Source organism: Klebsiella sp. ME-303 (assembly GCF_007910085.1).
GTDB classification, from domain to species: domain Bacteria; phylum Pseudomonadota; class Gammaproteobacteria; order Enterobacterales; family Enterobacteriaceae; genus Klebsiella; species Klebsiella michiganensis.
In genome coordinates this window covers 1-13,452 of record NZ_VOJB01000054.1, presented here as the reverse complement: position 1 = coordinate 13,452, position 13,452 = coordinate 1, and the positions used below count along the sequence as shown (strand labels likewise).

The following is a 13,452-nucleotide window of genomic DNA, read 5'->3' as shown; positions in this document are numbered from 1 at the left end:
CTCCAGCAGCCTTAACCAAGAATTGAGCGTCTAACTTTATAGTAGTATTTTGTTATCGTGTTTCGCCTCGGTGAACCAACAGGAGCATATTTATTGAGGAAAGGCATCAACGCTTTTTTGATCTTAGTCTGAAGCAGAACTGGCGTTTGCACTGCAGTTTGCGCAGGACTTGATGAATTTACCGGAGATAACTGACGGAAATAGGTCTCTTTTTCCCATGGCGTATTGATGACGTTTTCCAGGAAATCGTCATAAAAGTCAACCTTGTCCGTATTCCACGGTTTATTCTCCCCGGCATAGTGAATCATATTCGGGTTCTTTCTGGCTTTTAAAAAGCGCATATATGTTGCGAACTGGAGATTGGGGAAAAAGTCATCCGTATTGCCATTACCGTGATAGACATTCCACTCCAGCGGTAAAAACTCAACCCGGCCATAGAAGACTTTGTTCATGATGTCCTGGTCGAGGAACCAGTACTTCTTCTCTTTGAGCGTTTTAATCAGCGCGGAGAAGGTATCTTCCTGCACCATCTGGGCAACGTTAAAAACGATAATTCCCGCCTGGAAATACTCATCCGGATTGGTCATTTTAAGCGTTTTTTGCAGATACTCGCCGGCGGGCATCACGCCATCTGCCGACTCCGACATCGCACCAAACTTGACGAAGCCTTCCATCACGATATCTTTAACGGCGGCAACAAGGTTTGTGCCGAGGTCGACATTAAGCAAAGTCGCAAGATCGGCCTTCACCACAGTATCGGAATCGATAAAAATGACCTTCTCATATTCACGGAAAAGCTGCGGAATAAACAAGCGAGCGTAGGTTGATGCGCTAAAGTGTGCGCGGGTATGTACGCCATTCAATTCAGTAAAGGCATTCACATCAAAGAAACGCAGTGAAAAGTTTTGCTGTCCCGAGACCAGTTTTAGTAAGCGCTGTTTGTTAAGGTTACTCACCTTATTTTCCAGCACAACAATATCGTAATGGGTGTTTTTATCAGAATGGCGAACAATGGAGTTGATTAAGGCTCCACCGCTGATGGCATAGTTGTCATCAAAACTGATGACTATCGGCGCAGCGTGAGGAAAAACCGGTTCCAGCTTGCCGTTGAATGTCTCATTCGTCACGAAAGTGCGCTGAAGTTCTTTAACTTTCAGGGCCCGGTCTTGCTGCTGCTTAATAATATAAATGTTAAAAAGACGCTCAGCAATATGTCCAATAACACGCTTTTCTTGCGCGTTATAATTATTCATAGAGATGCGGCTTTCAAGATTAGTCAAAATCGCGAAGAGCCATTCTGAATAATCTACGAACATATCTTTGTGCATCACAAACATGTTCGTATAATAGCCATCTGTGGCATTGTTAAACTGCTGAATAGCCGCTTTATAATCCGGATAAAGCTCTTCGACAACCTCCAGGGCAGCCAGATAGTCCTTTATATGTAAAAACTCACCTTTCTCATAATGATCGAGGTTATTTTTACTGCCGGCAGAGGTCACAGACCACTTCTTTGGTAACAGCAGGTCAAACCCTGAAATACAATCCTGGATTGCCGTGTCGGTTAAACCAAACTGCTTTTCATACTCTGCATCAATAACGGGTGAATTAACGACGCCCCAATTATCTTCGGGAAAGCTCTGCTCTGAGGAAAAGTTCAGATGTCGGCGATAATGCATAAAGCCGACATAATCAGAAAGAGATTCATTTTTCCAAACCCAATAATGTGCTGTTAACTCACAGTAAAAGGGGTTTTTAAAAGAAATATTATCACCGGTATCATCGCCAATACAGCCGATATCATTATAGGAGTTGGCTTTACCCACATGTAATGGTTTGATAATCGATGCATTAAGGAATGCACTCGGCTTATGATGACAGGTATAGATCTTAATACTATTCATTTAATTACCAGATTTAGGCCATTGCTTGTTTATAAAGTTCGATGATTCTTTCAGCGGAACCGATTTCCCGCATACGGTGATTTTCGATCCAGACAACCCGATCGCATATCTTTTCCACATCACTCATGTTGTGGCTAACAAACAATATTGTCACGCCACGATTTTTGAACTCTTTAATCGTCTTGATACATTTGGCCTGAAAAGAAATATCGCCAACGGCAAGCACTTCATCGATAATCAAAATATCAGGCTCAACTTGACTGATAACAGAAAAACCAAGCTTCGCTAGCATACCGCTAGAATAGACGCGGATCGGCTCATCGATAAATTCCCCTAATTCGGAAAATTCAATGATGCGCTCCATTCGCTGCTGCACCTCTTTACGGCGTAACCCAAGAAGTGTGGCATTAAGAAAAATGTTCTCGCGCCCCGTCAATTCTGGATGAAAGCCGCCGCCCAGCTCAAGCATTGAAGCGACTCGCCCACGGGTGGTGACCGATCCTTTTGTGGGTTTTATCACGCCGGCAACCAGCCCCAAAGATGTGCTTTTGCCTGCGCCATTTCGCCCGATGAGCGCAACGGCCTCTCCTTTACCGACCGTAAAAGAAACATCCTGAATAGCAAGATATTTGCGGCCCTTCAGTAATTGAAATGCTCTTTTGGGATGAAATATTAAATCTTTAATACCTGAGCCAATATGATGGTAAAGTGGATACTCTTTTGTCACATTATTAAAATCAATTACTGGTTCCATCACAAGATCTCTGCAAAGCGATATTTTAATTTATTAAAAATACTCAGACCGATAACCGTCAGCACTATACCCGTCAAATATAATACTGAAATATGCTCATAGTTTAAAACCCCATCCATAAATAAGTTGCGCCAGCTTAAAATCATACTCGCCAGAGGGTTATAGTCAATAACCCAGCTATATTTTGCTGGAATCATATCGGATGCGTATAAAATTGGCGTACAGTAGAACATTAACATAATACCGAGAGTCACAAATCTTTCCAGATCTCTAAAAAATAGATTCAACGTTGAAAAGATTATAGATATGCCAAAGGTGAATATCACCTGCCCGATAGCAATGAGCGGTATTCCCCACAGCCACGAAAGCGAAGGACGCATACCGTATACAAAAAGAAAAGCGACGATGACAGGAATGGTACACAAGAAGTGTAACCCTTCCATCATGACATTACTGAGCGGGATAACTGAGCGCGGAAATACAGTTTTTTTAATAATTTGCGCATTAGCAATAAATGAAAAAAGTGAATTTGTTGCTGAGCTTGCAAACCACTGCCAGGGAAACAGCCCCGTTATTAGAAAAAGGGTATAATTAGGTATCTGAACACGCATGATCAGTTTGAAAATAAAATAGTAGATCATCGCAAAAAGCAAAGGATTGGCAATTGACCATAAATAACCAAACACGCTACTTTTATACCGTACCTTTAGATCTTTATTAGTGATAACAACAAGCAGGTCAAATAAATACCCTAGATTATACTTCATTTTTATACTCATAAATTATTCTACGAAATTTTAAGCATTTTGTTATGCACTTTAGATTTCGCGCTGTAGCTGACTAAACCCCCGTCAGCTGCGATAGCTCTAACGCCCGAACTTATAGATTGCCGCTAGATACCGTGACTTGAGCATACGAGCTGAAAACCTAAGCACATAGATTAAAGCAAGATTTTCCCGAGTTTTGTCTCCGCTTTAATGCATTGGCAGCAGCCGACCATTGTAGATCTTGCATACCGAACTGGGACAAGTGAGATGCTGACCTGGAGATGACCAGTTAATGTGCTGTTTCATGGCAAACAGTAAAAACTGCTATTTTTCAGTCAGATACCCCCTCCCCTTAATGTTATGAGATAGCTTTAAATCACGCTACCGCCCTTGGCTGTCGCAACCAAACTGCGTAATGATTCATCTATCTTGTCTGTCAAAACCTCCAGCGCCTGTTATCACAACCACAGCGCACTGGCTCAACGCCGTCCTGACGTTAAACAGCGGCTGTCGAAAAAGTGGCCGCCCGTGACACCGGGTGTTGCTCGCTTGAAAACGATAAAGATTCAAGCAGGGGCACACTCTCGCTGTTTGCTTTCGCCTCATCCATCAGGAATTTCTCAATTCGCTCATCCGACAAGCCTGTTTTCCATGCGTCAGAGGGCTCTGTCTCCGTTATCTACCCATTCATCTTCTGATGAATCAGCGCAAACTGTGCTCCAATATTGATTGAAATGACGCCAACAATCAGTTTAGTGTCATATTTAATGCTGCGCACAGGATAGCTGATTAAGCTGACAACACAATGGTCATGCAAATGAGCAGCAGCATTATAGCGCTGGTCTATAGGAATAAAAATGAAAATACGTTGCCAATCAATTCATATTGCAAATGATTCAGCAGGTAAACATAATTTAAACAAAATTTAGAAAAGAAAACAACTCTTTGATTTAAAAAGAAAAATCTTAAAAACCCGCCTTCAATGTGAAATAATTGTAAACTCAAACATAAAATCAATTTTAATCTGCGTTATTTCTCCGGGGCATAAACCATCCGGGCAGAACAGGGAATCCTGAGTACGCGATCAAACCATACGCAATCATTACCTTGCTAATCATAAAGCACAGATAATGAATTTCATTCAAACTACAGAACGCCAGTACAAACCCATTGATATCCGGACGCCAGCGCTTCCCCAACGAACACATGAACATAATCAGCAACGGTAAAGCAGGTGATCCACACGGCAAGCCAGTGTAAAATCAATGAATATATAGCGGGACACAGTCACCCCAGAGGATGAATATGAAATTTTTAGTAACTGGAGCCGCAGGATTCATCGGCTTTCATACCTGCAAGCGCCTTCTGGAGGCGGGTCATGAGGTTGTCGGCCTCGACAACATGAACGACTATTATGACGTCAATCTTAAGCAGGCCCGTCTGGATTTACTGCAATCTCCCCTGTTCAGTTTTCACAAAATCGATCTCGCGGATCGTGAAGGTATTGCCCGGCTTTTTGCTAACGAGAAATTTAACCGAGTGATCCATCTCGCCGCGCAGGCAGGAGTTCGCTACTCCCTGGAAAACCCGTTCGCTTATGCTGACGCTAACCTGATTGGTTATCTGAACATTCTTGAAGGCTGCAGACACAACAACGTTGAGCATTTGCTCTATGCCTCATCCAGTTCGGTCTATGGTCTGAACCGTAAAATGCCGTTCTCTACGGAGGATTCGGTTGATCATCCGGTTTCGCTGTATGCCGCCACCAAGAAAGCGAATGAACTGATGGCGCACACCTACTCGCATCTTTATGGCATTCCAACCACCGGACTGAGATTCTTCACCGTCTACGGCCCGTGGGGCCGTCCGGATATGGCGCTGTTCAAATTTACGAAAGCCATGCTTGAGGGTAAGAGTATTGATGTCTACAACTACGGCAAGATGAAGCGCGACTTCACCTACATTGACGATATCGTTGAGGCGGTTGTAAGGATGCTGGACATTATCCCGCAGCCTAATCCGGAATGGACCGTTGAAACGGGTTCACCAGCGGATAGCTCAGCGCCGTACCGGGTGTATAACATCGGGAATAGCTCACCGGTTGAGCTCATGGATTACATCACTGCTCTGGAAGAGGCTCTGGGGATGGTGGCGGTGAAAAATATGATGCCGATACAGCCCGGCGATGTGCTGGAAACCAGCGCAGATACCAGGCCGCTGTATGATGCGGTGGGATTCAGGCCGCAAACGACGGTCAGGCAGGGGGTGAAGAACTTCGTTGACTGGTATAAAGCCTATTACAAGGCGTAGTCATATCAGGCATTGTGGATTTAGCCGCAGCAGAACGCTACTGCGGCTTTTTTATATCTGAAATGGTCATTGGATAAACTTATCCATCCCTGCTGCGAGTTGAGATACGTCATTTATTCATGACCTGCCGCTGAAAACCACACAATACATAAACGCAGATTTAACACGAAGCAAACAAAACCTTCAACAAACTCTCATCTAAGCCACTTCCATTACCCTCACTGAAGAGCATTACCTTATAAAGCAAACAATCCCCAGCTCATCAGTCTGCCAGCAAAGTCGGCCACAGCGCTATTGTTCAACGTAACGGTAATGAAAAAGTTTTTTCCACTTTTCTCAAAAAAAAACCACAAACACCATATAGGAACTTTCTTAAATTCAGGCTATGTTAAGCAGGCAAAGGCATGCTTTTGCAGAGATATTAGTTCGCAGGCAAATGGATTTATAACATTCCTTTCATTCTGGTACGCATTATGGCAAACATAATTTTCTTAGCAGTTGCTGCCATCCTGTTGATTGTTTCAGTCTATTTTCTGATTTCTTATATCAAAGATCAGAAAAAGACCAAGCTGACTTTTAACAAACGAAAGTGGTGAAAAGAAAACTTAATATAATTATAATACAGGCATAGGAAATCATAATATAAAAATAAAACACTGCCAGCGGTGGGGATACGCATAGTCTTTACAGCTGGCATTGGATATCTTTTTAAAATAAAAATGTCATATTAAACTGATACTATATCCTTAGCATCAGCACGCTATTCTCACGGCCATGAATGGCTTGCGTTTGCTATGCCTGCGCCCTTCCCTTGAAAGATCCCGCCCCTCCCCGTTTAAATATCAATCAGCGCCTCACCGCAACGCAGTACGCCTGAGAGCCCGGGATCCAGAAACAACAAAAGCCTGCAAGCAGGCTCTGTTTTACCTTCCGGCGCTTATCTCCAGCGTCTACATCACAGTGACGGTAGCTCTTCACAAGGTGAATTTAACATATCCGACCTCAATGGTTGGGACAAGATGATCGATTGAAGAATTTAAGCGAGGTCACGTTTTTTAATGAGTTGAGTCGGGAAAGAGGAGCAAAACGATTTGTCGGGCGAATAGCTGAACCCTTCAGGAGAGAGGAGAACTCTGGCCGACAGCGCATCTCCCGGCCAGAGGGGGGATTTAGTCACTACCGAACAAATCGCGGGTATATACTTTGTCAGCGACATCCGACAGCTCTTCAGCCATTCGGTTTGAGACAATCACGTCAGCTTCTTGTTTGAACGCGTCGAAATCGCGAACTACGCGGGAATTAAAGAACTCATCTTCCTGCATAACCGGTTCGTAGATAATGACCGGGATACCTTTGGCCTTGATACGCTTCATGATGCCCTGAATTGAGGAAGCGCGGAAGTTATCGGAGCCACTCTTCATGATCAGGCGATAGATACCAACAACTTTAGGCTTGCGCGCCAGGATAGAGTCAGCGATAAAATCTTTACGCGTGCGGTTAGCATCGACGATGGCACCGATGATGTTATTCGGTACAGATTCGTAGTTTGCCAGCAGCTGCTTGGTATCTTTCGGCAGGCAGTAGCCGCCGTAGCCAAAGGATGGGTTGTTATAGTGATTACCGATTCGCGGATCGAGACACACGCCTTCGATGATCTGTTTACTGTTCAGACCCTGGCTTTCAGCGTAGCTGTCCAGTTCATTAAAGTAGGCTACGCGCAGCGCCAGGTAGGTATTGGCAAATAACTTAATCGCCTCAGCTTCGGTGGAGTCAGTAAACAGCGTCGGGATATCCTGCTTAATCGCGCCTTCTTTCAGCAGATTAGCAAAACGCTCCGCGCGTTCTGAACGTTCGCCAATGACAATACGAGACGGGTGCAGGTTGTCGTAAAGCGCGCGGCCTTCACGCAGAAACTCAGGAGAGAAAATGACGTTATCAATGCCCAGGCGCTCTTTAATATCACGCGTAAAACCAACGGGAATGGTGGATTTAATAATCATTACCGCGTCTGGGTTAATCTCGGTGACATCACGAATAACGGCTTCAACGGTCGAAGTATTGAAGTAGTTCGTTTTCGGATCGTAGTCAGTGGGCGTAGCGATAATGACATAATCTGCATCACGATAGGCATCATGCTTGTCAGTTGTCGCGCGAAAATTCAACGGTTTTTCCGCCAGATATTCCTGGATCTCTTTATCGACAATCGGAGAAACCTTTTGGTTAATCATATCAACTTTGGATTGAATGATATCCAGCGCCACCACTTCGTGGTTTTGCGCAATCAGGATGCCATTCGATAAACCAACATAACCGGTACCGGAAATAGTAATTTTCATTCGATCACACTTTAATCAGTTAACTGGACGGCGGCAGATGGCCGCAAATTAAGCAAAACTGTTGATGTTTCTACTCTCAGGAACAATGTAAGTCAAGCAAGACACCAACGCTCTCTGAAATACTGTATAGGCCTATAAAGGGCCTATACAGTAAATGAAGCTATATTTTATGCTTATTTATATACTTCAGCTGTCTTTAAGGTATGAGCCTGCAAATCCTTATCAGATAAAGAGAGCGTACAGTCTGCAATCTCCGGCCACTGAATATTAATCTCAGGGTCGTTCCAGATAATGCTCCGCTCAGACTGCGGCGCATAATAGTTCGTAGCCTTGTACACAAACTGAACCGTTTCGCTCAACGCCATGAAGCCATGGGCAAACCCTTCCGGGATCCACAATTGACGCTTGTTTTCCGCGCTCAGTACCGCCCCCACCCATTTACCAAACGTTGGCGATGAACGGCGGATATCGACCGCCACATCAAACACCTCGCCTTCAATGCAGCGAACCAGTTTGCCCTGGGCATGCGGGTCAAGCTGGTAGTGCAGCCCGCGCAGCACGCCCTTCTGCGACTGGGAGTGGTTATCCTGCACAAACTCCACTTTCCGCCCCACTGCTTCATCAAATACTTTACTGCTGAAGCTCTCAAAGAAAAAACCGCGCGCATCGCCGAAGACACGAGGTTCAAAAATCAGCACTTCAGGGATATCTGTCTTAATAATATTCATAATATTTCTGCCCGTTTACTTGCCCAGAACTTCTGTTACCACGCGCGCCACGCCCTGGCGCCAGTCCGGCAGCGTTACGCCAAATACACGCTGGAATTTCTCATTCGACAGCCGCGAGTTCAGCGGACGTTTTGCCGGCGTTGGGTAGGCCGTGGTCGGGATACCGCTTACTGCTTTGATTGCCAGCTCTGCGCCGTGCGACCGCGCCACCTCAAAAACAAATTCCGCGTACTCCGCCCAGCTGGTTTCCCCGCTGGCCACCAGATGATAGGTCCCGGCTACAGCACGGTTGCGCTGTTCTTCACGAATGGCGATTGCCGTACAGTCCGCCAGCAGCTCTGCGCCGGTTGGCGCACCGTGCTGATCGTTAATAATCGACAGCGCCTCTTTCTCACCTGCCAGACGCAGCATCGTTTTAGCGAAGTTTGCTCCGCGGGTGGCATATACCCAACTGGTACGGAAAATAAGATGGCGCGGATTCGCCTGCTCCAGCGCGATTTCCCCGGCTCGTTTGGTTTCGCCGTACACGTTCAGCGGCCCGGTCGCCTCATCTTCCAGACGATAGTGGCTTCCCTGACCGTCAAACACATAGTCCGTTGAGTAGTGCACCATCAGAGCTCCCAGCTTCGCTGACTCTTCTGCCAGCACCGCCACGCCCCGATCGTTCAGCAGATCGGAAAGCTCGCGCTCGCTTTCCGCTTTGTCCACCGCAGTATGGGCAGCCGCGTTCACCACTACATCCGGTTTTACCGTACGGACCGTCTGCGCGATCCCTTCCAGGTTGGTCAGATCACCGCACAGCGTTTTATCAAAAAAGTCCACGGCAACCACTTCGCCCAGCGTGGACAACGCACGCTGCAGCTCCCAGCCCACCTGACCATTTTTGCCAATCAGTAAAATTTTCATACGTTAATATCCCAATGATGACCGGCAGCCATTAATGCTCATTCAGCAGACGTTTCAGGTAAGCACCGTACTCGGTTTTCTTCAACCGTTCGGCCTGTGCCGCCACCCCTTCCGCGCTCAGCCACTGCTTGCGATAAGCAATTTCTTCCAGGCAGGCTACTTTCATCCCCTGACGCTTCTCGATGGTATGGATAAACTGAGAGGCCTCAATCAGGCTGTCGTGGGTTCCCGTATCCAGCCAGGCAAAACCACGGCCCAGCAGTTCAACCTGCAGGTCACCCCGATCCAGATACATCTGGTTCAGCGTGGTGATCTCAAGCTCCCCACGCGCGGAGGGTTTAACTTCCTTCGCCATTGCCACCACATCGGTGTCATAAAAATAGAGTCCGGTCACCGCCCAGTCAGATTTCGGCTTCAACGGCTTCTCTTCAATCGACAGCGCTTTAAAGTTCTCATCAAACTCCACCACACCGAAACGTTCCGGATCGAGAACCTGGTAGCCGAATACCGTAGCTCCGGATGTTTTGCTGGCCGCCGCATCCAGTTTGCGGCCAAAGCTCTGACCAAAGTAGATGTTATCGCCCAGGACTAATGCACAGGCATCATTACCGATAAACTTCTCGCCGATGATAAAGGCCTGCGCCAGACCGTCCGGCGACGGCTGAATCGCATAGCTGAAATTCACGCCAAACTGAGAACCGTCACCCAACAGACGCTGAAATGCGGGCATATCCTCCGGCGTGGTAATAATCAGGATATCCTTGATTCCCGCCAGCATCAGAACAGAAACCGGGTAGTAAATCATCGGTTTGTCATAAATGGGCAGTAGCTGCTTGGAAACACCCTGGGTGATCGGATATAAACGCGTGCCGGAGCCGCCGGCCAGTACAATACCTTTCATACTTCTTTCCTTTTTAGTTGTTCAGGCCAAGACGTTCACCGGCATAGGAGCCATCCAGCACGCGCTGCCACCAGGTCGTGTTGTTCAGGTACCAGTGGACCGTTTTTTCAATTCCGCTTTCAAACGTCTCTTCGGGCACCCAGCCCAGATCGCGTTGAATTTTCGCCGCATCAATGGCATAACGCAGGTCATGACCCGGACGGTCTTTCACAAACGTAATCAGATCGGCAAACTGGCTGATATTGCCCGGCTTCTGTTCAACCACTTTATCGAGAATGGCGCAAATGGTGCGCACGACATCAATATTTTTACGCTCGTTGTGACCGCCGATGTTGTACGTTTCACCACTGCGGCCTTCCGTCGCCACTTTGTATAGCGCCCGGGCGTGATCTTCCACGTACAGCCAATCGCGGATCTGTTCTCCGTTGCCGTACACTGGCAGCGGTTTGCCGGCGAGGGCATTGAGGATGGTCAGCGGAATAAGTTTTTCCGGGAAGTGATACGGGCCGTAGTTGTTGGAGCAGTTGGTCACCACCACCGGCAGGCCATAAGTGCGGTTCCAGGCGCGGACAAGATGGTCGCTGCCGGCCTTGGAGGCAGAGTACGGGCTGCTTGGCGCGTACGGGGTCTCTTCGGTGAACAGATCATCGGTACCGTGCAGGTCGCCGTAGACTTCATCGGTCGAAATATGGTGGAAGCGGAAAGTCTGCTTCTGCGCCGTATCGAGAGCTGACCAGTACTGGCGGGCCGCTTCCAGCAGGGTGAAAGTTCCAATCAGGTTGGTCTGAATAAAGGCAGCAGGCCCATCGATAGAGCGGTCCACGTGACTCTCTGCGGCCAGGTGCATCACAATATCCGGACGGAAATCGCTGAACTGCTCTGCCACAGATTTGGCATCAGTGATATCTGTCTGAGAAAACGAGTAGCGTTTATTACCGGCAACCGGCGCCAGGGACTCCAGGTTACCGGCGTAGGTGAGGCAATCTATTACGCGTACTTCGTCGGAGGTGTTTTCAATGATATGACGAACAACTGCAGAACCAATAAAACCTGCACCGCCAGTGACAAGGATCTTCATATTTAACTTACCTTTTATTACCAGAGCCTAATAAAATTCGAAATATATTCCTTAGGATATGAGTATCATATTAAATGATTTCCTTTAGAAAAACATTTGCAAATTACGTTTTTAAAAAATTAGGATAAGGGAGTACTAATTAGAGGAGAGGAATTCTATTTTTTGAAAATTTATGCCCGGGTTAATACCCCGGGCAAATGACACTATAAAGTTTATTCCATCCACTCAGTGTGGAACACACCCTCTTTATCGGTACGCTTATAGGTATGCGCACCGAAATAGTCACGCTGCGCCTGAATCAGGTTAGCAGGCAAGACTGCGGAACGATAGCTATCGTAGTAGGCGATGGCCGCAGAGAATGTCGGAACCGGAATACCATTCTGCACAGCATATGCGACAACATCGCGCAGGGCTTGCTGATAATCATCGGCGATCTGCTTGAAGTATGGTGCCAGCAGCAGGTTGGCAATGCCGGCATTCTGCTCATAGGCATCAGTAATCTTTTGCAGGAACTGAGCACGAATGATACAGCCGGCACGGAAGATTTTCGCGATCTCACCGTAGTTCAGATCCCAATGGTATTCATCAGAAGCAGCGCGCAGTTGGGAGAAACCTTGAGCGTAAGAGACGATTTTGCCCAGATACAGAGCACGGCGAACTTTCTCAACGAACTCCGCTTTATCGCCTGCACTCTTCGCCTGCGGTCCGGTAAGGACTTTCGAAGCAGCCACACGCTGATCTTTAAGCGAAGAGATGTAGCGTGCGAATACAGATTCAGTGATAAGTGACAGCGGTTCGCCGAGGTCAAGAGAGCTCTGGCTGGTCCATTTACCGGTACCTTTGTTTGCCGCCTCATCGAGGATCACGTCGACCAGGTATTTGCCTTCTTCATCTTTTTTGGTGAAGATGTCTTTAGTGATGTCAATGAGATAGCTGCTAAGCTCACCTTCATTCCATTCGGTAAAGGTTTGCGCCAGCTCTTCATTAGAAAGCGCCAGACCACCTTTCAGTAAAGCGTAGGCTTCTGCAATAAGCTGCATATCGCCGTATTCAATACCGTTGTGAACCATTTTGACATAATGACCAGCACCATCAGCACCGATATAAGTTACGCACGGCTCACCGTCTTCAGCGACAGCTGCAATCTGCTTAAGAATGGGAGCAACCAGTTCATAAGCTTCCTTCTGACCGCCAGGCATGATTGAAGGTCCTTTAAGCGCGCCCTCTTCACCGCCGGACACGCCGGTGCCAATGAAGTTAAAACCATCAGCAGAAAGCTCACGATTACGACGAATCGTATCCTGGAAGAAGGTATTACCACCATCGATGATGATGTCACCCTTGTCCAGGTAAGGCTTCAGAGAGTCGATGGCACTATCAGTGCCTGCGCCCGCCTTCACCATTAACAGGATACGGCGTGGAGTTTCGAGCGACTCAACAAACTCTTGCACTGTATAATGTGGGACCAGCTTCTTGCCGGGATTCTCGGCAATCACTTCTTCGGTCTTTTCACGGGAGCGGTTGAAAACGGAGACGGTATAACCACGGCTCTCGATGTTGAGCGCAAGGTTACGCCCCATCACTGCCATACCGACAACCCCGATCTGTTGCTTGGACATTACATACTCCTGTCAGGTGTGGTCACTGCGACAAGCTCGCAGCTTAAATGTGACTACTATGTTAGCTTAAAGCTTCTCAACCGTATAGACTAAATATTTATTCTAGAGAACGAGTTAAAAATGAAATAATAAATAGCATGTAAAAGCCT

The 13,452-nt window shown here is 47.0% G+C and carries 11 protein-coding genes; 2 read left to right on the top strand and 9 right to left on the bottom strand.

Annotation, left to right across the window (positions count from 1 at the left end):
• Window positions 1–11 precede the first annotated feature (11 nt).
• From FQK12_RS02965 to FQK12_RS02955, 3 genes are read right to left on the bottom strand one after another with little or no spacing between them, the layout of a single operon-like run.
• Entirely contained in the window at window positions 12–1,904 is a 1,893-nt protein-coding gene (locus FQK12_RS02965; RefSeq protein WP_014230052.1) for a DUF4422 domain-containing protein, read from the bottom strand.
• A gap of 13 nt (window positions 1,905–1,917) precedes the next feature.
• Window positions 1,918–2,658 (bottom strand): ABC transporter ATP-binding protein, encoded by a 741-nt coding sequence (locus FQK12_RS02960; protein ID WP_014230053.1) that lies wholly within the window; start codon window positions 2,656–2,658, stop codon window positions 1,918–1,920.
• Entirely contained in the window at window positions 2,658–3,425 is a 768-nt protein-coding gene (locus FQK12_RS02955; RefSeq protein ID WP_004138730.1) for an ABC transporter permease, read from the bottom strand. Before FQK12_RS02955 ends, FQK12_RS02960 begins: the two co-directional genes overlap by 1 nt.
• Before the next feature lie 1,305 nt (window positions 3,426–4,730).
• Between FQK12_RS02955 and FQK12_RS02950 the strand changes: the two genes are divergently transcribed.
• Entirely contained in the window at window positions 4,731–5,735 is a 1,005-nt protein-coding gene (locus FQK12_RS02950; RefSeq protein ID WP_014230054.1) for an NAD-dependent epimerase, read from the top strand.
• A 473-nt stretch (window positions 5,736–6,208) separates the two neighbouring features.
• Window positions 6,209–6,331: a small membrane protein gene (locus FQK12_RS02945; protein WP_004138729.1), complete on the top strand. Its 123-nt coding sequence runs from the start codon at window positions 6,209–6,211 to the stop codon at window positions 6,329–6,331.
• Between the two features lie 573 nt (window positions 6,332–6,904).
• Here the strand turns inward: FQK12_RS02945 and ugd are convergent.
• The 6 genes from ugd to gndA form a co-directional block, all read right to left on the bottom strand.
• Complete coding sequence (gene ugd / locus FQK12_RS02940) at window positions 6,905–8,071, bottom strand: UDP-glucose 6-dehydrogenase (RefSeq protein ID WP_014230056.1); 1,167 nt, start codon at window positions 8,069–8,071, stop codon at window positions 6,905–6,907.
• Between the two features lie 173 nt (window positions 8,072–8,244).
• Window positions 8,245–8,799 (bottom strand): dTDP-4-dehydrorhamnose 3,5-epimerase, encoded by a 555-nt coding sequence (gene rfbC, locus FQK12_RS02935; RefSeq protein WP_014230057.1) that lies wholly within the window; start codon window positions 8,797–8,799, stop codon window positions 8,245–8,247.
• A 15-nt stretch (window positions 8,800–8,814) separates the two neighbouring features.
• Window positions 8,815–9,705 (bottom strand): dTDP-4-dehydrorhamnose reductase, encoded by an 891-nt coding sequence (rfbD, locus tag FQK12_RS02930; protein ID WP_014230058.1) that lies wholly within the window; start codon window positions 9,703–9,705, stop codon window positions 8,815–8,817.
• A 31-nt stretch (window positions 9,706–9,736) separates the two neighbouring features.
• Window positions 9,737–10,606 carry a glucose-1-phosphate thymidylyltransferase RfbA gene (rfbA, locus tag FQK12_RS02925; protein WP_014230059.1) on the bottom strand — a complete coding sequence of 290 codons (870 nt, stop codon included), beginning with the start codon at window positions 10,604–10,606 and terminating at the stop codon, window positions 9,737–9,739.
• A 13-nt stretch (window positions 10,607–10,619) separates the two neighbouring features.
• Entirely contained in the window at window positions 10,620–11,684 is a 1,065-nt protein-coding gene (gene rfbB, locus FQK12_RS02920; protein ID WP_014230060.1) for a dTDP-glucose 4,6-dehydratase, read from the bottom strand.
• Between the two features lie 212 nt (window positions 11,685–11,896).
• Window positions 11,897–13,303 carry an NADP-dependent phosphogluconate dehydrogenase gene (gene gndA / locus FQK12_RS02915; protein WP_004122486.1) on the bottom strand — a complete coding sequence of 469 codons (1,407 nt, stop codon included), beginning with the start codon at window positions 13,301–13,303 and terminating at the stop codon, window positions 11,897–11,899.
• Window positions 13,304–13,452: the final 149 nt, after the last annotated feature.

What these genes read in the sequence shown, in the direction of transcription:
- rfbA (WP_014230059.1), bottom strand. Translation starts at nt 10,606, where the DNA reads ATGAAAGGTATTGTACTGGCCGGCGGCTCCGGCACGCGTTTATATCCG.
- rfbD (WP_014230058.1), bottom strand. Translation starts at nt 9,705, where the DNA reads ATGAAAATTTTACTGATTGGCAAAAATGGTCAGGTGGGCTGGGAGCTG.
- FQK12_RS02950 (WP_014230054.1), top strand. Translation starts at nt 4,731, where the DNA reads ATGAAATTTTTAGTAACTGGAGCCGCAGGATTCATCGGCTTTCATACC.
- FQK12_RS02960 (WP_014230053.1), bottom strand. Translation starts at nt 2,658, where the DNA reads ATGGAACCAGTAATTGATTTTAATAATGTGACAAAAGAGTATCCACTT.
- FQK12_RS02965 (WP_014230052.1), bottom strand. Translation starts at nt 1,904, where the DNA reads ATGAATAGTATTAAGATCTATACCTGTCATCATAAGCCGAGTGCATTC.
- rfbB (WP_014230060.1), bottom strand. Translation starts at nt 11,684, where the DNA reads ATGAAGATCCTTGTCACTGGCGGTGCAGGTTTTATTGGTTCTGCAGTT.
- rfbC (WP_014230057.1), bottom strand. Translation starts at nt 8,799, where the DNA reads ATGAATATTATTAAGACAGATATCCCTGAAGTGCTGATTTTTGAACCT.
- ugd (WP_014230056.1), bottom strand. Translation starts at nt 8,071, where the DNA reads ATGAAAATTACTATTTCCGGTACCGGTTATGTTGGTTTATCGAATGGC.
- gndA (WP_004122486.1), bottom strand. Translation starts at nt 13,303, where the DNA reads ATGTCCAAGCAACAGATCGGGGTTGTCGGTATGGCAGTGATGGGGCGT.
- FQK12_RS02945 (WP_004138729.1), top strand. Translation starts at nt 6,209, where the DNA reads ATGGCAAACATAATTTTCTTAGCAGTTGCTGCCATCCTGTTGATTGTT.
- FQK12_RS02955 (WP_004138730.1), bottom strand. Translation starts at nt 3,425, where the DNA reads ATGAAGTATAATCTAGGGTATTTATTTGACCTGCTTGTTGTTATCACT.